This is a genomic window from Pseudomonas sp. AD21, assembly GCF_002878485.1.
In the GTDB taxonomy this organism is placed as follows: domain Bacteria; phylum Pseudomonadota; class Gammaproteobacteria; order Pseudomonadales; family Pseudomonadaceae; genus Aquipseudomonas.
Genome location: NZ_NQYG01000005.1, coordinates 78,776 through 96,692 on the forward strand (window position 1 = coordinate 78,776; position 17,917 = coordinate 96,692).

Genomic DNA, 17,917 nt, shown 5'->3' on the forward strand with positions numbered 1-17,917 from the left:
CCCTCACCCTAACCCTCTCCCAGAGGGAGAGGGGACTGAACGCGGTGTTGATGCGAAGTACGCCGACCTGAAATACCGCGTCGAACTCAGGCCTTGAAAAGCACAAAGATTGGCTCCCTTTCCCCTCGCCCCCCTGGGGGAGAGGGCTGGGGTGAGGGGGCAAAGATCTAATGACGAACGATTAAGTCCGAAACGCCCACCATCTCCCCCCCGCTCTTAGATTTTTCCGCTCATAAGCTAAGTCTAAAAAGTTATTTATTTTTAGTTTCTTAGATCATTTAGTCTCCTATCACGCCGATCGTCGGTCGCCTGATATGGAGCTGTTCAATGAAACTGAATTTCCCGCTTCGCCTGCTGGCCGTGGCCTCTCTGGCTGCTGCGAGCTTTCTGGCGCAGGCCGCCGACCTCACCGTTGCTTACCAGACCACCGTTGACCCGGCGAAAGTCGCCCAGGCCGACGGCGCTTACGAAAAAGCCACCAAAGCCAATATCGCCTGGCGCAAGTTCGACAACGGCGCCGACATCATCGCCGCCATCGCCTCCGGTGACGTGCAGATCGGTTACCTCGGTTCCAGCCCGCTGACCGCTGCGATCACCCGCAAGGTGCCGGTGGAAACCTTCCTCATCGCCACCCAGATCGGCGCCGCCGAAGCGCTGGTCGCTCGCGACGGTTCCGGGATCAACACTCCGCAGGATCTGGTCGGCAAGAAAATCGCCGTGCCGTTCGTGTCCACCGGTCACTACAGCCTGCTCGCGGCGTTGAAGCACTGGAACATCGACCCGTCGAAAGTCACCGTTCTCAACCTCGCCCCGCCAGCAATCATTGCCGCTTGGAAACGCGGTGACATCGACGCCACTTACGTGTGGGATCCGGCGCTGGGCGTGGCCAAGGAGAACGGCAAGGTGCTGATCACCTCCGGCGAGCTGGCCAAGTTCGGTGCACCGACTTTCGATGCGTGGATCGTGCGCAAGGACTTCGCCGAGAAGCACCCGGACATCGTCACCGCGTTCGCCAAGGTCACCCTCGACGCCTACGCCGACTACCGCAAGGATCCGAAAACCTGGCTCGCCGATCAGTCCCACGTCGACAAACTGGTGAAACTCTCCGGCGCCAAGGCCAGCGACATTCCGCTGCTGCTGCAAGGCAACGTCTACCCGCTGGCGGCTGATCAGGTGATCACCCTCGGTGCGCCGACCACCAAGGCCATTACCGACACCGCCGCGTTCCTCAAGGAGCAAGGCAAAGTCGAAGCCGTGCTGCCGGATTACGCGCCGTACGTCAGCGCCAAATACATCACCAACTGATCGGGAGTTAACTGCGATGGCCTTGCTACAGCTGGAGCGCATCAGCGCACAGTATCCCGGCAGCCCTGCACCGGTGCTGGCGGACATTTCCCTGACCCTCGGGCCTCAGCAATTGCTGGTCGCCCTCGGCCCGTCCGGCAGTGGCAAGACTTCGCTGTTGAACCTGATTGCCGGTTTCGTAGAACCCAGCGTCGGGCGCATCACCCTCGACGGCGTGCCAGTCAAAGGCCCGAGCGCCGAACGTGGCGTGGTGTTCCAGGACGATGCTTTGTTGCCATGGCAGGACGTGTTGGCCAACGTGGCGTTTGGTCTGGAGCTGGCCGGTGTCGCCAAGGAGAAACGCGAAAGGATCGCCCGCGAAATGCTTGCGCTGGTCGATCTTTCCGGTTTCGAAAGCCGCCGCATCTGGCAGCTTTCCGGTGGCCAGAAACAACGCGTCGGCCTCGCCCGCGCCCTCGCTGCCGACCCGCGCGTGCTGCTGATGGACGAACCCTTCGGGGCCCTCGACGCATTCACCCGCGAACAGATGCAGGAGCTGTTGCTGCAAGTCTGGCAGCGCACCGCCAAGCCGGTTTTCCTGATTACCCATGACATTGAAGAAGCGGTGTTCCTCGCCACTGACCTGATTCTGCTCGCGCCGAATCCTGGGCAGATCGTTGAGCGTCTGCACCTGGATTTCGGTCAGCGTTACGCCGCCGGCGAGTCCGCCCGCGCGATCAAATCCGATCCGCGTTTTATCGAAACCCGCGAGCACGTGCTGAGCAAAGTGTTCTCGCAACGCAGCGCCGTTCAGCGGCAGGAGCGCGCATGAGCAGTTACGACGTTTCCTCGGCTGCGGTAAAACCCGTCAGCGCTTCGGCGGTGATTCCCGTACGCCGCAGCCTCAGCACGCGCTGGATCAGCCTGCTGACGCTGTTCGCTTTGTTGGCCATCTGGTGGGCGGTGACGGCCACTGGATTGATCGAACCGCTGTTCCTGCCACCACCGTCCGCCGTGCTGCAAAAAGGCTGGTTGCTGGCGACTACCGGTTACATGGATTCAACGTTGTGGCAGCACCTCGGCGCAAGCCTGAGCCGCATCGGTCTGGGCCTCGGTTTTGCGATCCTGACCGCCGTGCCGGTGGGCATCGCCATCGGCGCCAACCGCGTCGCCCGTGGCGTGCTTGATCCGCTGATCGAGTTCTACCGCCCGATCCCGCCACTGGCTTATCTGCCGTTGATCGTGATCTGGTGCGGCATCGGCGAGTTGTCGAAAGTGCTGCTGATCTACCTGGCGATTTTCGCGCCGATTGCCATCGCCACCGCAACCGGCGTGCGCACCGTAGACCCGGCCAAACTGCGCGCCGCGCAGTCGCTGGGCGCCACCCGCGCGCAACTGATCCGCCATGTGATCTTGCCCAGCGCCCTGCCGGACATTCTCACTGGGGTGCGCATTGGTCTGGGTGTCGGCTGGTCGACACTGGTTGCCGCCGAACTGATTGCCGCCACCAGCGGTTTGGGCTTCATGGTGCAGTCGGCCGCGCAGTTCCTGGTCACCGATGTGGTGGTGCTGGGGATTCTGGTGATCGCCCTGATCGCCTTCGCCATGGAAATGGGCCTGCGCGCCCTGCAGCGCAAGCTAGTGCCGTGGCACGGCCAGGCCCACTGACAACGTTCATGTGAATCCCCTGCAGGAGTGAGCCTGCTCGCGATTGCGGTGTGTCATTCACCACAGCATTGACTGCCAGTCTGCAATCGCGAGCAGGCTCACTCCTACGAAAGCTTGAACCCCGAATTCGAAGAGAAAGACCATGAGCAGCCTGACCATCACCCCCTTAAGTTCGGCCCTCGGCGCACAGATCAGCGGCGTCGATGTCAGTCAGCCGTTGAACCTGGAACAGCGCGACGCCATCGAGCAGGCGCTGCTCAAACATCAAGTGCTGTTCTTCCGCAACCAGCCGATTGAGCCGCCGCAACAGGCGCGTTTCGCTGCATATTTTGGCGACCTGCACATTCACCCGATCTACCCGAATGTGCCGGAGCAGCCCGAAGTGCTGATCCTCGACACCGCCGTCACCGATGTGCGCGACAACGCGATCTGGCACACCGACGTGACCTTCCTGCCGACCCCGGCGATGGGCGCGGTACTCAGCGCCAAGCTGCTGCCGGAGTTTGGTGGCGACACCTTGTGGGCCAGCGGGATTGCCGCGTATGAGGCACTGTCGGCGCCGATGAAAACCTTGCTCGAAGGGCTGACCGCGACTCACGATTTCACCCGCTCATTCCCACTGGAGCGCTATGGCAATACGCCCGAAGCCCTGGCGCAGTGGGAAGAAGCACGGCGCAAGAATCCGCCGCTGTCGCACCCGGTGATCCGCACCCATCCGGTGAGCGGGCGCCGTTCTTTGTTCGTCAACGAAGGCTTCACCTCGAAGATCAACGGGCTGTCGGAAACCGAGAGCGAGGCGATTCTGAAACATCTGTTCGCCCACGCAACACGGCCGGAATTCACCATTCGCTGGCGCTGGCAGAAGGACGACATTGCATTCTGGGACAACCGCGTGACCCAGCATTACGCGGTGGATGACTACCGCCCGGCGCGGCGGGTGATGCAGCGGGCGACAGTGTTGGGGGATGTGCCGTTTTTCGCTGACATTAACCTACACGACCGCCCATCAGCTTAGCTGTATAAAAAAACAGTCTTCACTTCCATAACGAATAAAAATGCCGTAAAAATCCGCTTACCGATTAGTGAGTGGTGAATAGCATGGTCACAAAAGAAGAAATTCAAGACTTCATTCGTGCGCAGGTTGACCGGGAATTCTTCGACGAGCTTGGAGTGTTGATTCCGCAAACATTTCAAAAAGCCGCAAAGGAAGTCGAAGACCTCTTGATTCACACGCCTCCGGAAGACTTACGTGGCCATTTGCGCCACTCACTTGTTCAAGAAGCTTTGGCAGGGATGAAACGTTGGAATCCAATCATCAAGGCTACAGATCCTAAAGGACATAACTATGTCCTCTTGGAATTGGGAAAAATGCGCGTCACAGCGGTCGTATTGCCTTGGCAGAAAGAAATTCGGATCGCCAAACACCGCAACGAACTCAAGACGTTGAATGAATCGCTATCATCCATCCAAATGGATTGGATTGACGGCCTGAAGCACACCGTGACCGAACAACTGATCCATGCTCTTGTCGTAGTCCATGCGCCACCTCCACGTTTCGCGGATCAATCAGAGCCTGTCGCGATCATGATGGCGGTTCCGTATTTCAACGGGAACGGGTTTCACATGGATTGCACCTTTGAAGAATTGCTCCAGAGCTATTCTGATAATCAGGCAACTGATCCGAAACCGATTGAATTGGTGAAATTGCGAGATAAGATGCGCCGCGCCGAAATAGTCGAAGATCAAATTGATGATGAGCAGAAAACCAAGGGGTGAACCATGAGAACTGGAGTCGCGGGCTTTCAGTCCGAACGCCTCAAACAGTTACGGCTCACGTTTGGCATTACCCAGACAGCACTCGCCGAGATGGTGGGGCGCGCCTCTGGAAACATCTCTAAATGGGAGAACGGGGTTCAGGTTCCTGAGGCCGATGCTTTTCAACGACTATGTGAGGTTTTCGGCGTCAGTGAAAACTGGCTGCTCGAAGAGCAAATCGTAACGAATGAAGATACCCCATTCTTCTTTCGTTCTCAGGTCAGCGCTACGGCTAATGCTAGGGAAATAGCGGAAGTACGTTTGGAATGGCTTCAAGACATCTCATACAAGCTTCAGGAGAGTCTTGAGTTCGTCGCGGTCAACGTTCCTCATTTGGAGGAAAGCAACTGCTTGGTGATTTCGGATGAGGACATCGAACGGATGGCCTCCGAATGTCGGCAGGCCTGGGGGCTTGGGACGGCACCCATTCCCAATGTTGTTCAAACACTCGAAAACGCAGGTATCGTCTGCACACGAACCACTCTGGGCCATCTGAAAATGGATGGTGTTTCAAACTGGCATGAACTGGATCAGCGTCCTTACGTGCTCCTTGTAGCAGATAAGGCAAACGGCATACGAAACCGATTCGATGCGGCTCATGAACTGGGACATATCGTTCTTCATCGACATATTTCCAAAGAGCAATACGAATCGAACTACGATCTGCTTGAGTCGCAAGCACATCGATTCGCCAGCGCATTTCTGATGCCAGCAGAAAGTTTCCTGAGGGAAATTCGATGGCCGACTCTGGATACTTTGCTCGCGCTGAAACCGCGCTGGAAAGTCTCAGTAGCTGCGATGGTTCGTAGATGCAAGGATCTGGAAATAATCAACGAAACCACAACAACAAGATTGTGGAAGGCTAGGTCTGCAAGAGGTTGGGTCAAAGGTGAGCCGATGGACGCCGACTTTGATTTTGAAAGGCCACAGCTCATTGCGCGAGGCGTGAAAATGCTTGTGGAACATAAAGTTCTTTCTCGATCTCAACTCAGGCAGTTACTGGGACTGCCACTGCCGACGCTTGAAAGCCTGTGCAGCTTGGATAAAGGTTACTTTGCCCTGCCAGATCAGTCACAGGTGATCGACATGCAACTGCGAAAAAGGACTGCAAGGGATACTTCTTTCAGCGAGGCCGCAGAGGTGCTCGGTTTCCCCAGCAAAAAATAAACTACAAATGAATCACGGTGAAACCTCACTCCCAGAGGTTTCGCCGTAATGAAGTTGTGTGTCTCCGAGAGGCTCACTCCGCCGTCGAAGGTTTCTCCCAAAGATTGATCCCGCCCTCCTGGGCAAACCGGTCGATTTCCGCCAATTCCTCGGCACTGAAACTCAGATTCTTCAACGCCCCGACGTTCTCGATAATCTGCTCCGGTCGGCTCGCGCCGATCAGCGCCGAGGTCACCCGTGGATCACGCAAGGTCCAGGCCAATGCCAGTTGCGCCAGGCTCTGGCCGCGACGCTTGGCAATTTCATTCAACGCGCGCACGTGCGCAATGTTGGCCTCCGACAAGTGCGAAGCCTGCAGCGAACCACCGCCCGGACGATTGATCCGCGCATCCGCCGGCACACCGTTGAGGTATTTGTCGGTCAGCAGACCTTGGGCCAGCGGAGTGAAGGCGATCACGCCAGTGCCGAGCTCTTCGGTGGTGTCGAGCAGGTCTTTTTCCACCCAGCGATTGAGCAGGTTGTACGCCGGCTGATGAATCAGCAGCGGTACTTTCCACTCTTTGAGCAGCGCAGCGATCTCGCGGGTTTTCACCCCGGAGTACGACGAAATGCCGATGTACAACGCCTTGCCCTGTTGCACGGCGGTGGCGAGGGCGCTGGCGGTTTCTTCCAGCGGGGTGTCCGGGTCGAAGCGGTGCGAATAGAAGACATCCACATAGTCCAGACCCAGGCGTTGCAGGCTCTGGTCGAGGCTGGCCAGCACGTATTTACGCGAACCGCCACCCTGGCCATAGGGGCCGGGCCACATGTCCCAACCGGCCTTGCTCGAGATGATCAGCTCATCGCGGTACTGCTTGAAGTCTTCACGCAGCAGGCGACCGAAATTGATCTCGGCGCTGCCGTACGGAGGGCCGTAGTTGTTGGCCAGATCGAAGTGGTTGATGCCCAGGTCGAACGCCGTGCGCAGCAGGGCGCGCTGGGTGTCGATCGGCGTGGTGTCGCCAAAGTTGTGCCACAGGCCCAGCGACAGCGCGGGTAACACCAGACCACTGCGGCCGACGCGGCGGTAAGGGATGGAGTCGTAGCGGTTTTCGGCAGCGGTGTAAGTCATCAAATCCTCTCTTGTCTGTCTTTTCGTCATCTGAAGTCGAACACTCTTCTGTGGCGAGGGGATTTATCCCCGAGGAGTGGCGAAGCCGCCCCAAAACCTGAAACTTCGGTGAATCAGGTGTACCGAGTTCGCTGGTTTTACGACTGCTTCGCAGCCGGTCGGGGATAAATCCCCTCACCACAAAAGCTCTACCAATCATGCGAAGCGATTTACAGGCCGGGCGAGGCCCAGGTTCTCGCGCAAAGTCCGGCCTTCATACTCGGTTCTGAACAGCCCACGCCGCTGCAGCTCCGGGACAACGCCATTGGCGAAGTCTTCGAGCCCGCCCGGCAGGTGCGGCACCAACACGTTGAAGCCATCCGCCGCGCCCTGCTCGAACCACTCCTGCAAGCGGTCGGCAATCTGCGCAGGCGTGCCCACTACGCTGTAATGACCGCGGCCGCCGGCGATCTTGCGGCCCAACCCTGCAAGCGTCAGGTTCTCCTGCCCCGCCAGTTCGGTCAGCAATTTCTGCCGACTTTGCTGGCCACTGTCGGTCAACGGCAACTCCGGTAGCGGCCCGTCCAATGGGTACTTCGACAAATCGAAGTTGCCCAGCATACGCCCAAGCAACGCGACGCCAACCTCGGGTTCGACTAATTGCTGAAACGTTTCATATTTGTCCTGTGCTTCTTCCTCTGTCCGCCCGACGACGACAAAAACACCGGGCATGATTTTCAGCGACTCAGCGCTGCGTCCGTATTTGGGCAAGCGTTCCTTGAGGTCAGCGTAAAACGCCTGCGCACCTGCCAATGAGGTCTGCGCAGTGAACACCACTTCCGCGGTCTGCGCTGCCAGTTCACGACCGGTCTCGGACGAGCCGGCCTGCACGACCACCGGCTGACCTTGCGGCGACCTCGCAATGTTCAACGGCCCCTTTACCCGAAAATGTTCACCGACATGATCCAGAACGTGAAGCTTCGAAGGGTCGTAATACGCACCGCTGGCCTTGTCGCGCAGGAAAGCATCGTCGCCCCAACTGTCCCAGAGCCCGGTCACTACCTGATGAAACTCGCGAGCTCGGCTGTAACGTTCGGCGTGGCCGATGTGTTCATCACGACCGAAATTCAGCGCTTCGGCGGCGTTATCCGAAGTCACCAGATTCCAACCGGCACGGCCGCCGGACAGGTGATCGAGAGAGGCGAATTTTCGGGCGACGTGATAGGGCTCGTTGTAACTGGTGGTTGCCGTGGCGATCAGGCCGATGTGCTCGGTGACCGCGCTTAGCGCCGAGAGCAACGTCAGCGGTTCAAAGTGATCGGAGCGCGCCATACGACTGGCGATGTCCTGGGTCGGCGCGGCCACGCTGTCGGCGACGAACAGCGCATCGAACTTCGCCGCTTCGGCAATCTGCGCCAGCCGTTTGTAGTGGGCGAAATCCAGCCCGGCATTGGCCGGCACATCAGGATGACGCCACGCCGCAACATGGTGCCCGGTGGCCATTAGGAACGCGCCGAGTTTCAACTGTCTGCTCATCTCAGAAATCCTTGCGCAGTTGCACGCCGAAGTAACGCTCGTCATCCCGTGGCACGGCGCGATAGATGTAGTTGCCGCCGCTCGCGAGCAGGGGTGAGTAAGACTTGTCGGCGAGATTCTTGCCGAGCAATGCGACGCGCCAGCCGTTGCTGTAATCGGCGAGCGCCACGCTGGCATTCCAGATCCCGTAGGCGCCCTGCTTGGTGTCGGCGTTCTGGCTGATGTCGTACTGCACTTCGCTTTGCCAGCTGTAGTCGGTGCCAAGTTCGATATCCAGGCCGTTATCCAGCGGGATCGTATAGTCGGCACGCACGTAGCTTTTCCAGTCCGGACTGAACGGCAGCGGTTTGCCGTTGACGTTGCACGACGCCGCCGCGCCCGCCGGGCAAGCGAACTCATCGATGCGTGCGCGGGTGTAGGCCAGCGCTCCGGAGAACTTCAATTGCTGGGTGGCCTGCAAGGCATAGTCGAGTTCGACGCCTTCAGTGCTGACGCTGCCGGCGTTGATCAGACGCGTCACCACCTGCCCGGCGACAGTGTCGAAGAAGTTGGCCTGATAGTTGTCGTAGTCGCTGTGGAAAATCGCCAGGTTGGTGGTCAGGCGATTATTCCAGCTCGTCGCTTTGATACCGGCCTCCCAAGTGTTTGACGTCTCGGGTTTCAGCGCCTCGGTGTCGCGCGGCTGCATATTGAAAAACACGTTGTAGGCCGGACCTTTGTAGCCGCGTGAGTAGGTCAGATAAGTGGTGACCGCATCGCTCAGGTCGTATTGCACACCGAGGCGGCCGGACCAGCCATCCTCGTCCACTGAACCGGAACTGCTGGTAGCCGGCTGAATGCCGCTGACCGTGGTCGCCGAAGTGGAGACGCGGCGGTGATCGTATTCCAGATCATCGTGGGTGTAGCGCAGGCCGGCGATGCCGCGAAAGTTCGAAGTGAAGTTCAGCGTGCTCTCGCCAAACGCTGCGTAGCTGTCGCTGGTGGTGCTGTAATCGGCGATACCGCGGTCGGTGCGCGCGGTGGTCGTCAGCGTGCGCTGATAAGTCTCGTCGTCCTTGCCATGCATGTAGAACAGGCCGCCGACGTATTCGAGGAACTCGCCTTTCGGTGAGGCCAGACGCAGCTCTTGCGAGTATTGATCGAAGGCCAGATCGCCCTTGTCCGCCGTGCCGGGAAACGCCGCTGTTACTGTGCCGAGACGGTCGCCGTCCTGGTATTGGGTGTTGTCCCAGCCGCGCCATGCGGTAATCGAAGTCAGGGTGTAATCGCCGAGTTGCCAGTCGAGCTGGCCGGACAAGCCCTTGTTGGTGTCTTCGACGTGGGTACGAGTATCGGTGTTGATATCGCGATTGTGGCTGGTCGCATTGACCGGGCTCAGCGCGTTGGCGAAGGCCGGGGTCAGGGATTTACTGACCACGCCGTTGGGGGCGTCGTCGTGGGACTGCATGTAGTCGGCGATCAGGGTGAAGGTGACGTCGTCGTTCGGCGTGAATTCCAGTTTGCCGCGCACGCCGCGATGGTTGTAACCGTTGACCTCTTGGCCATTGTGTTGGTTATCGACGTTACCGTCGTAGCTGCCGAACAGCGTGCTGATCGAGCCCTTCAAGGTGTCCGGAATCAGACTGCCGCCAATGCCGAAACGGGTGCGGCTTTCGTTGCCGCTGTAGTACGACTGATCGATGTAGCCGTGGGTCTCGGCAGTCGGCGCCTTGCTGGTGATATTTAGCACGCCGGCCGAGGCGTTCTTGCCGAACAACGTGCCCTGCGGGCCGCGCAAGACTTCGACGCGCTCCAGATCGAGCAGATCAAGCGTGGACTGGCCGGGCCGCGCATACACCACGCCGTCGATCACCGTGGCCACGGTCGGTTCGACGCCGGGCGAGGTGGAAATAGTACCGACGCCACGCACGAATAACGAGGTGTCCTTGTTCGATGCCCCGGTACGAAAGTTCAGCGACGGTACCTGCTGGACGATGCTCGCCACGCCGTTGCGATTATCTCTTTCCAGCTGTTCGCCATCGATCACCGAGACCGCCACCGGGACCTTTTGCAGCGACTCTTCGCGGCGGGGGGCGGTCACCGTGACGGATTTGAGGGTCGGCTCTTGATCCGTGCTGTCAGCCGCAAAAGCATCGGCCAGCGGCAACGCTGCCAGCCCGGTAAACAGCCAGCCCACAGCGCGAATCGATTGCGCCAGTTTGTGTGTCGCCCCAGGAATGTTGTGCATGGTGTGCCCGCTCGAAAATGCCCCTGAACCGCTGCCGTTCTGCGACGACAGCGCCTGTATCGATGTCTTGGGCATTCGCTCGAGCGAGTAGCAGACAGCGCGCTTTGTTAGCGCTACCATCGACAGTATTGGCAAGCTCTGCATAGAGCGTCCAATACTGAAAAATTACTTTTATATGCGATTTGGTTTTTACAAAGGATTGAGCCTTGAACGATCAAAAGCCGCGCAAACGCCGTGGAGCCGGACGCGTGACGCTGAATGCGGTGGCGCGCCAAGCCGGTGTGTCAGCGATCACTGTCTCGCGTTATTTCAATCAGCCGGAACAGGTTTCACCTGAACGGCGCGAGCGAATTGCTGCCGTGGTGGCCGAGTTGGGTTACGTGCCGAATCTGGTGGCCGGCGGCCTGGCTTCGGCGCGTGGGAAAATCGTCGGCATGGTGATCCCGAACATCTCCGGGCCGATCTTTGCCAACACCATTCAAGGCTTCAGTGACACCCTCAGCCGTCACGGTTATCAGCTGTTGCTGGCATCGAGTTACTTCAGCACCGAACAGGAAGAAAACGCCGTGCGGGCGTTTCTCGGCTGGTCGCCGGCAGCGCTGGTGCTGACCAGTCACTTCCACAGCGCGGGAACCGAAAAGATGATCGCCGAGGCGGACATTCCGGTGATCGAGACCTGGGATTACCAGCCGGAACGCGAGCCGATGCAGATCGGTTTTTCCCACGTCGAAGTCGGCGTCAGCGCTGCGCGGTATCTGCACGGCAAAGGTTATCGACACATCGCGTTCGTGCAGAACAGCGCGCCGGGCGACTTCAGTGCGCTGGAGCGGCGCGATGGTTATGCCGCGGCGATGCTTGAGTCGGGATTGACGCCTTGGGTGTTTGCCCCGGATGCCGACCGTGCGCCGTTCGAGGCGGGTAAACAGGCCATGGAGGCGTTGATGAATACCTCACCACGCCCCGACGCGATCATCTTCGCCAACGACAACCTCGCCGCCGGGGGCCTGCTCGCGGGGCAGCGTGCCGGCCTGAAAATCCCCGAAGACTGCGCCGTCCTCGGCTTCGGCGATTACCCTTTCGCCGAGATGCTTCTGCCGAGCCTGAGCACGATCAAACCACCGGCGCTGGAGATTGGCGTACTGGCGGCAACGCGAGTGCTGGAAAGCCTCGGGGTGTTGCCCGTCGAAGATGATGTGCAACGCCTGAGTCTGTTGCAATGCACAGTCATCGAACGTGAAAGCACCTGATCCACAAATCTCTGTAGGAGCTGTCGCAGGCTGCGAGCTTTTGATCTGGTTTCTGAAAAACAAAGCCAAAATTCGCAGCCTGCTTCTACACAAGCTTCTTTATGCTGACAATTCACGCAACGCAGCAGCCGCCAGAAACCCGGAGCGGGAACGGTAGCGCTGATCACGTCGGACAGTCTGATCAATACGCTCCAGCAGTTGCTCTGGCAGTGTGGCATTGAAGCGCACCGACTTGCCGAAATAGGGAGTGATATCAAAGTCCACCACACCCCAGATTCCGCCCGCGTAATCCGGGTTGTCGAGATGGGCATCGATGTCCTGAACTCGAGGCAACGGTGCGCCATCTGCAACCAGCCCTTCATAGTGCAAGGCCAGCGCTTCCTGAGTGTTTTCAAAAGCTTCGGCTACCGTTGCGCCTGCGGAGAAGCAGCCCGGTACATCCGGGACGATCACTCCGTAGTCTGAGTCGGCATCCTTGTGCAGAACGACCGGGAATTTCATGTAAGTGAATCCTTCCTCTGACATGTCCATTAAAGGACTTTCGTTTCCAATATCGGGCTTAAGCATGCATCGTGATACACACCATACACACTTGGATAAATATTAGTCGATCAAAGAAAACACGCCTGCGCTGAGGACCAACGGCGGGATGAATTGACTATGCTCAAGGAGACACCGAGGTGGCCCCATCGCGGGCAAGCCCGCTCCCACAGGGATTGGCGTCGTTCACAGTTCTTGTATTCACACAAAAACCTGTGGGAGCGGGCTTGCCCGCGAAGGCGTCAGACCCGTCGACAGATATCCAGCAGGCAGAATCCTCCATGCACACCGCAATCATCATCTTCTTCGGCCTGGTCCTGCTCGCCCTGATGCTCTACATCGGCGAGCGAATCGGCTTCAGTCGGCAGACTTTGGCCTACAGCTTCGCCGCGCTGTGGCTGGCGTTGACGGTGATCAATGGCGCGGTGGGCGTGGTGCATGCCGGGCAGCCGCTGGGGTCGGAAATTGCGGTGGGCAGTGCGGTGTTCGGGGTGCCGATGGCGGCGATGGTGTTGTTCATGGTACTGAGCGCCGAGTCGTAGAACGTCCCGACGCTCAGTTCACGATCAACGCACCAGATGCAGAAACTGCATGTGGCGTTCGTACTGGTCGAGGATGTCGTTGATGATCTGTTCCTTGGTGTAACCCACCAGATCGTAGTCCTGACTGCCCTCGCTCAAGTGCACTTCGGCACGGTAGTAGCGGCGGTTGTTGAGTTGCTTGGAACCCATGCCACCGCGCGCAAACGACGGCGTGAAGTAGCCGCGCATCTGCACCTGATAGATGAACGGATGCAACTCGCCATGGCCGATTTCCAGACTGACGCTGTCATGCGCCGGGTCTGGCTGGGTGACCACGTTCAGGCCCTTTTCGACGAATACCGCCGTCACTTCTTCGATCGCCGGACGCACCGTGGTGTCCATGAAGCGGTACACCTCGTCGCGTGACGGGAAGTGCACGGCCTGGCTCAGGCGCTGACGCCAGCCACCCTTGCCACGACGTGAACCGGACACCGGGGCCAGCGAATGCAGTTGCGCGATCTGTTTCTGCGACTCCAGATAGAACGCCTTGTGCAGGCCCCACATCATCAGCAACAGGATCATCGAGAACGGCAACGAGGTCAGCACCACCGCCGACTTCAGCGCATCGATACTGCCGGAGAACAGCAACGCGCTGGTCACCAGCGCAGTCATCGCACCCCAGAACACCCGCAGCCATTTCGGCCCGTCTTCGTCCGGATTGCCGCCCTTGGCTGAGAGGGTCGAGAGCACCACGGTGCCGGAGTCGGCCGAGGTGACGAAGAACACGAAGCTGATGAACACCGTCACGGCGATGACGGTCTTGCTCCATGGGTAGGTTTCCAGCAGCAGGTAAAGGCTCATCGACGGATTGTCGAGGGCCGACATGCCCAGCGCCGACATGCCGTGGTTGAGCACCTGATCGATGGCGCTGTTACCGAAGATCGACATCCACGCCAGGGTGAAACCGAGCGGAATCAGCAACACGCCGAAGACGAATTCACGGATGGTGCGGCCACGGGAAATCCGCGCGATGAACAGACCCACGAACGGCGACCATGCGATCCACCAGGCCCAGTAGAACACCGTCCAACCGCCGAGCCAGTCGCTTGGCTTATCATAGGCGTAGAGGTCGAAACTCTTCATCGGCAAGGCGCCGAGGTAGTCGCCGAGGTTCTGGATCAAGGTGTTGAGCAGGTGCTGGGTGGGGCCGGCGAACAACACGAACAGCAGCAGCGCACAGGCCAGCAGCATGTTGATGTCGGACATCACCCGCACGCCTTTGTCGACGCCGGAGACGGCGACAATAATCGCCGCGCCCATCATCAGCGTGATCAGACCGACCTGAATCCACTGGGTGTGGGCGATGCCGAACAGGTAATCCAGGCCGGAGTTGAGGTGCAGCACACCGAAGCCCATGTCGGCGCCCAGACCGAACACCGTGGCGATGATGCCGAAGCCATCCACCGCATAGCCGATGGGGCCGTTGATGCGTTTGCCGATCAGCGGATACAGCGCCGAACGCAGGGCCAGCGGCAGGTTATGCCGGTAGGCGAAGTACGCCAGGGCCATGCCGACGAAGGCGAACACGCCCCAGCCGTGCAGGCCCCAGTGCAGAAACAGGATCTGCATCGCCTGGCGCGCCGCATCGGCGGTGCCGGCTTCGCCCTGTGGCGGTTGGGCCAGATGCGTCAGCGGCTCGGACACGCAGAAGAAAAACAGGGTGATGCTGATCCCGGCGGCGAACAGCATGCCGGCCCAGGACAGGTAACTGAATTCGGGTTCGTCGTGGTCGGCACCGAGTTTTATCTTGCCGTAGCCCGATAACGCGGTGACCACCACGAAGACCAGATACAGCGTCATCGCGAGCATGTAGTACCAGCCGACCGTGTTGGCCGCCCAGTTTTGCGCAGCCAGCAACCAGGCTCCAGCCTGCTCCGGCATGGCGATGACAACGAGACCAAACAGCAGAATGACCGTCGCGGCGAAATAGAACACCGGCGGATTCATGCGTACCAGACCGCTGGCGGGGGTGGACGATGCACTCATGAACGGTGCACCTCGAGGGGTTGAAACGTGGCTGAAATGATCGGACTCAGCAAAGGCAAGCCTCCTGTTGTGAGCGGGCAGCGAACCACCGGTTTAACTTGAATGAACGTTCAAGTTAAACATGGATAGGGTGGTAAGGACTAATCGCAGGGCTAGGCGGTAGTTTTCCTACAGTAGCCCAAGGAGGGGTATGACGCGGATCAGAGGCGATTCGTTCACTGGAGAATTGGCTGAATGCCATTATCTCGATTCGACCTGAAACCATTCGCGAGCAGGCTCGCTCCCACAGGGGGTTGGTGTCGATCACACATCCCGTGTGGGAGCGAGCCTGCTCGCGAAGAGGCCAGAAAGAGTTGCGCAAATGCAGAGTTTACTTCTGCGTCCCGTCATCATGCTGCAGATTGGCCTGGGTCAGGTTGCTCCCCGCCGGCACGCTGCGCGTCAGCCACACGTTGCCGCCGATGGTCGAACCCTGGCCAATGGTGATCCGCCCGAGAATCGTCGCTCCGGCATAGATCACCACGTCGTCCTCGACGATCGGATGGCGTGGATGGCCCTTCTGCAACTGCCCGTCCTCGTCTGCCGGGAAGCGCTTGGCGCCCAGGGTCACGGTCTGATAGATCCGCACGCGCTCGCCGATGATCGTGGTCTCGCCGATCACCACACCAGTGCCGTGGTCGATGAAGAAACTGCGGCCGATCTGCGCGCCCGGGTGAATATCGATACCCGTCGCCGAATGCGCGATTTCCGCGCTGATCCGCGCCAGCAACGGCAGCCCGGCGCGATACAGATGGTGCGCCAGACGATGGTGAATCACCGCCAGAATCCCCGGATAGCACAGCAGCACTTCATCGACGCTGCGTGCCGCCGGGTCGCCGTGATAGGCGGCCAGCACGTCGGTGTCGAGCAGGCTGCGCAGGCCGGGCAATGCCAGCGCGAAGTCCTGGATGATGCGGATCGCTTGCTTCTCGACGTCGCTATCGTCCTGGGCGCTATGGCGGGCGACGTAGCGCAGTTCAAGTCGGGCCTGGGCCAGCAAGGCATTCAGCGCCGTATCAAGGGTGTGACCGACATAGAAGTCTTCACTCTCCTCACGCAGATCCACCGGCCCCAGACGCATCGGGAACAACGCGCCACACAAGGCCTCGAGAATCTCCGCCATCGCCGCGCGGGACGGCAACTCGCGGCCACCCTGCTCGCCGGTGGCCCGGCCATTCTGGGCACGCCACTGATCCCGCGCACTGCGCAGTTGGCTGACGATGGTCTGCAGTTGCCAATGGCTGGAACGCTCGCTCACGGTAAAGACTCCTCACGGGCGGCCGGACGGTCTGGCCGCGTTAACGGCGACTACTTTACGGCATGCCCACGAAGGCGAATTAAGAACCGATAGTGCTGGCCTAAGCACATTTGGCTATAAGCGATTGACGGTTGCTCCGGTAAAACCGCGTGCCTATAGTCCTTTCATCTTTCTCCGCCAGTACGGACTCATGATCAAACAACAGCTGGAACGCTTTAACCGTCTCGACCTGCTCGGACAACCCACGCCTCTGGAAAAACTCGAACGCCTGTCCGCCTGGCTCGGTCGTGAGGTGTACATCAAGCGTGATGACCTGACGCCGCTGGCCATGGGCGGCAACAAGCTGCGCAAACTCGAATACCTCGCCGCCGATGCCCTCGCTCAAGGCGCCGACACCCTGATCACCGCTGGCGCCTTGCAATCGAACCACGTACGCCAGACCGCCGCGCTGGCAGCCAAACTGGGTCTGGGTTGTGTCGCCCTGCTGGAAAATCCGCTCGGTACCGACGACAACAATTACACCGGCAACGGTAATCGCCTGCTGCTGGATCTGTTCGACACCAAGGTCGAACTGGTCGACAACCTCGATAACGCCGACGAACAACTCGCCGCTCTCGCCGTGCGCCTGCGCAGCAACGGCAAGAAACCGTATCTGGTGCCGATCGGTGGCTCCAATGCCCTCGGGGCGTTGGGCTACGTGCGTGCCGGCCTGGAATTGGCCGAGCAGATCAAGGACACCGGTCTCGATTTCGCCGCCGTTGTATTGGCTTCCGGTAGCGCCGGGACCCACAGCGGGCTGGCGCTGGCATTGAGCGAAGCCTTGCCGCAACTGTCGGTGATCGGCGTGACCGTTTCGCGCAGCGAAGAAGATCAGCGACCGAAAGTACAGGGTCTCGCCGAGCGTACGGCAGACTTGCTGGGCGTGAAATTGCCGGAGCACTTCAAGGTCGAGTTGTGGGACGAATATTTCGGTCCACGTTATGGCGAGCCGAATGCCGGGACCCTGGCGGCGGTGAAGCTGTTGGCGAGTCAGGATGCGGTGCTGCTTGATCCGGTGTACACCGGCAAGGCCATGGCCGGATTGCTCGACGGCATCGGCCGCCAGCGCTTCAACGATGGCCCGATCATTTTCCTGCACACCGGTGGGGCGCCGGCGTTGTTTGCCTATAAAGACTCACTGTCGCGCTGAGTTCGAGGCGATGAAGCTCTGTGATGAGGGGATTTATCCCCGATGGGCCACGAAGCGCCCCCCAGAAGAGGGACTGCTGCGCAGTCCATCGGAGATAAATCCCCTCACCACAAAGGATCACCCTCATATTCTATTTTAGAATATAAAATTTTATATTAAGTATTTTCAAGTCTAACGCAGACATCTTATAGTCTCGCCGCAGGCGAATTTCGCGCAAGACGCATAAGCTGCTTTAGGGCACGATAACGCAGTCGTTCAAATCCCGAATTCGCCAACTTTCCTTAAGCGTC

15 protein-coding genes are annotated in these 17,917 nt (G+C 59.4%); 9 read left to right on the forward strand and 6 right to left on the reverse strand.

Going from position 1 to position 17,917, the window contains the following annotated elements; translation table 11 throughout:
• Positions 1-327: 327 nt before the first annotated feature.
• The 6 genes from tauA to PseAD21_RS04695 all read left to right on the forward strand — a co-directional run bounded on the left by tauA (position 328) and on the right by PseAD21_RS04695 (position 5,934).
• Positions 328-1,305 carry a taurine ABC transporter substrate-binding protein gene (gene tauA, locus PseAD21_RS04670; RefSeq protein ID WP_102354681.1) on the forward strand — a complete coding sequence of 326 codons (978 nt, stop codon included), beginning with the start codon at positions 328-330 and terminating at the stop codon, positions 1,303-1,305.
• 16 nt (positions 1,306-1,321) lie between these two features.
• The gene (gene tauB, locus PseAD21_RS04675) at positions 1,322-2,116 is read left to right on the forward strand and encodes a taurine ABC transporter ATP-binding subunit (protein WP_102354682.1); all 795 of its coding nucleotides are present in this window, start codon (positions 1,322-1,324) and stop codon (positions 2,114-2,116) included.
• Positions 2,113-2,952, forward strand: coding sequence for a taurine ABC transporter permease TauC (tauC, locus tag PseAD21_RS04680; RefSeq protein WP_102354683.1), 840 nt, complete (start codon positions 2,113-2,115; stop codon positions 2,950-2,952). Before tauB ends, tauC begins: the two co-directional genes overlap by 4 nt.
• Positions 2,953-3,094: 142 nt before the next feature.
• The gene (gene tauD, locus PseAD21_RS04685; RefSeq protein ID WP_102354684.1) at positions 3,095-3,967 is read left to right on the forward strand and encodes a taurine dioxygenase; all 873 of its coding nucleotides are present in this window, start codon (positions 3,095-3,097) and stop codon (positions 3,965-3,967) included.
• Positions 3,968-4,050: 83 nt separating this feature from the next.
• The gene (locus PseAD21_RS04690; RefSeq protein ID WP_102354685.1) at positions 4,051-4,728 is read left to right on the forward strand and encodes a hypothetical protein; all 678 of its coding nucleotides are present in this window, start codon (positions 4,051-4,053) and stop codon (positions 4,726-4,728) included.
• A 3-nt stretch (positions 4,729-4,731) separates the two neighbouring features.
• A complete protein-coding gene (locus PseAD21_RS04695) occupies positions 4,732-5,934 on the forward strand; it encodes an ImmA/IrrE family metallo-endopeptidase (RefSeq protein ID WP_102354686.1) in 1,203 nt (400 codons plus the stop codon).
• 73 nt (positions 5,935-6,007) lie between these two features.
• On the opposite strand, the gene mgrA is transcribed toward PseAD21_RS04695, so the two are convergent.
• The 3 genes from mgrA to PseAD21_RS04710 form a co-directional block, all read right to left on the reverse strand.
• On the reverse strand, positions 6,008-7,045 hold the full coding sequence (gene mgrA / locus PseAD21_RS04700; RefSeq protein ID WP_102354687.1) for an L-glyceraldehyde 3-phosphate reductase: 1,038 nt from the start codon (positions 7,043-7,045) through the stop codon (positions 6,008-6,010).
• A 195-nt stretch (positions 7,046-7,240) separates the two neighbouring features.
• Positions 7,241-8,560: an LLM class flavin-dependent oxidoreductase gene (locus PseAD21_RS04705; protein WP_102354688.1), complete on the reverse strand. Its 1,320-nt coding sequence runs from the start codon at positions 8,558-8,560 to the stop codon at positions 7,241-7,243.
• Between the two features lies 1 nt (position 8,561).
• Entirely contained in the window at positions 8,562-10,787 is a 2,226-nt protein-coding gene (locus PseAD21_RS04710; RefSeq protein WP_102354689.1) for a TonB-dependent receptor, read from the reverse strand.
• A gap of 206 nt (positions 10,788-10,993) precedes the next feature.
• On the opposite strand from PseAD21_RS04710, the gene PseAD21_RS04715 reads away from it, so the two are divergent.
• Positions 10,994-12,034 (forward strand): LacI family DNA-binding transcriptional regulator, encoded by a 1,041-nt coding sequence (locus PseAD21_RS04715; RefSeq protein WP_102354690.1) that lies wholly within the window; start codon positions 10,994-10,996, stop codon positions 12,032-12,034.
• A gap of 99 nt (positions 12,035-12,133) precedes the next feature.
• Here the strand turns inward: PseAD21_RS04715 and PseAD21_RS04720 are convergent, their stop codons facing one another.
• The gene (locus PseAD21_RS04720; protein ID WP_102354691.1) at positions 12,134-12,535 is read right to left on the reverse strand and encodes a type II toxin-antitoxin system HicB family antitoxin; all 402 of its coding nucleotides are present in this window, start codon (positions 12,533-12,535) and stop codon (positions 12,134-12,136) included.
• Between the two features lie 320 nt (positions 12,536-12,855).
• Between PseAD21_RS04720 and PseAD21_RS04725 the strand changes: the two genes are divergently transcribed.
• Positions 12,856-13,116: a hypothetical protein gene (locus tag PseAD21_RS04725; protein ID WP_025110994.1), complete on the forward strand. Its 261-nt coding sequence runs from the start codon at positions 12,856-12,858 to the stop codon at positions 13,114-13,116.
• A gap of 24 nt (positions 13,117-13,140) precedes the next feature.
• Here PseAD21_RS04725 and betT read toward each other — a convergent pair whose 3' ends face one another.
• Positions 13,141-15,102 carry a choline transporter BetT gene (betT, locus tag PseAD21_RS04730; protein ID WP_178082089.1) on the reverse strand — a complete coding sequence of 654 codons (1,962 nt, stop codon included), beginning with the start codon at positions 15,100-15,102 and terminating at the stop codon, positions 13,141-13,143.
• A gap of 409 nt (positions 15,103-15,511) precedes the next feature.
• A complete protein-coding gene (gene epsC / locus PseAD21_RS04735; RefSeq protein ID WP_102354693.1) occupies positions 15,512-16,438 on the reverse strand; it encodes a serine O-acetyltransferase EpsC in 927 nt (308 codons plus the stop codon).
• A 190-nt stretch (positions 16,439-16,628) separates the two neighbouring features.
• Between epsC and PseAD21_RS04740 the strand changes: the two genes are divergently transcribed.
• A complete protein-coding gene (locus PseAD21_RS04740; protein WP_102354694.1) occupies positions 16,629-17,627 on the forward strand; it encodes a D-cysteine desulfhydrase in 999 nt (332 codons plus the stop codon).
• The last annotated feature ends 290 nt before the right edge of the window (positions 17,628-17,917 follow it).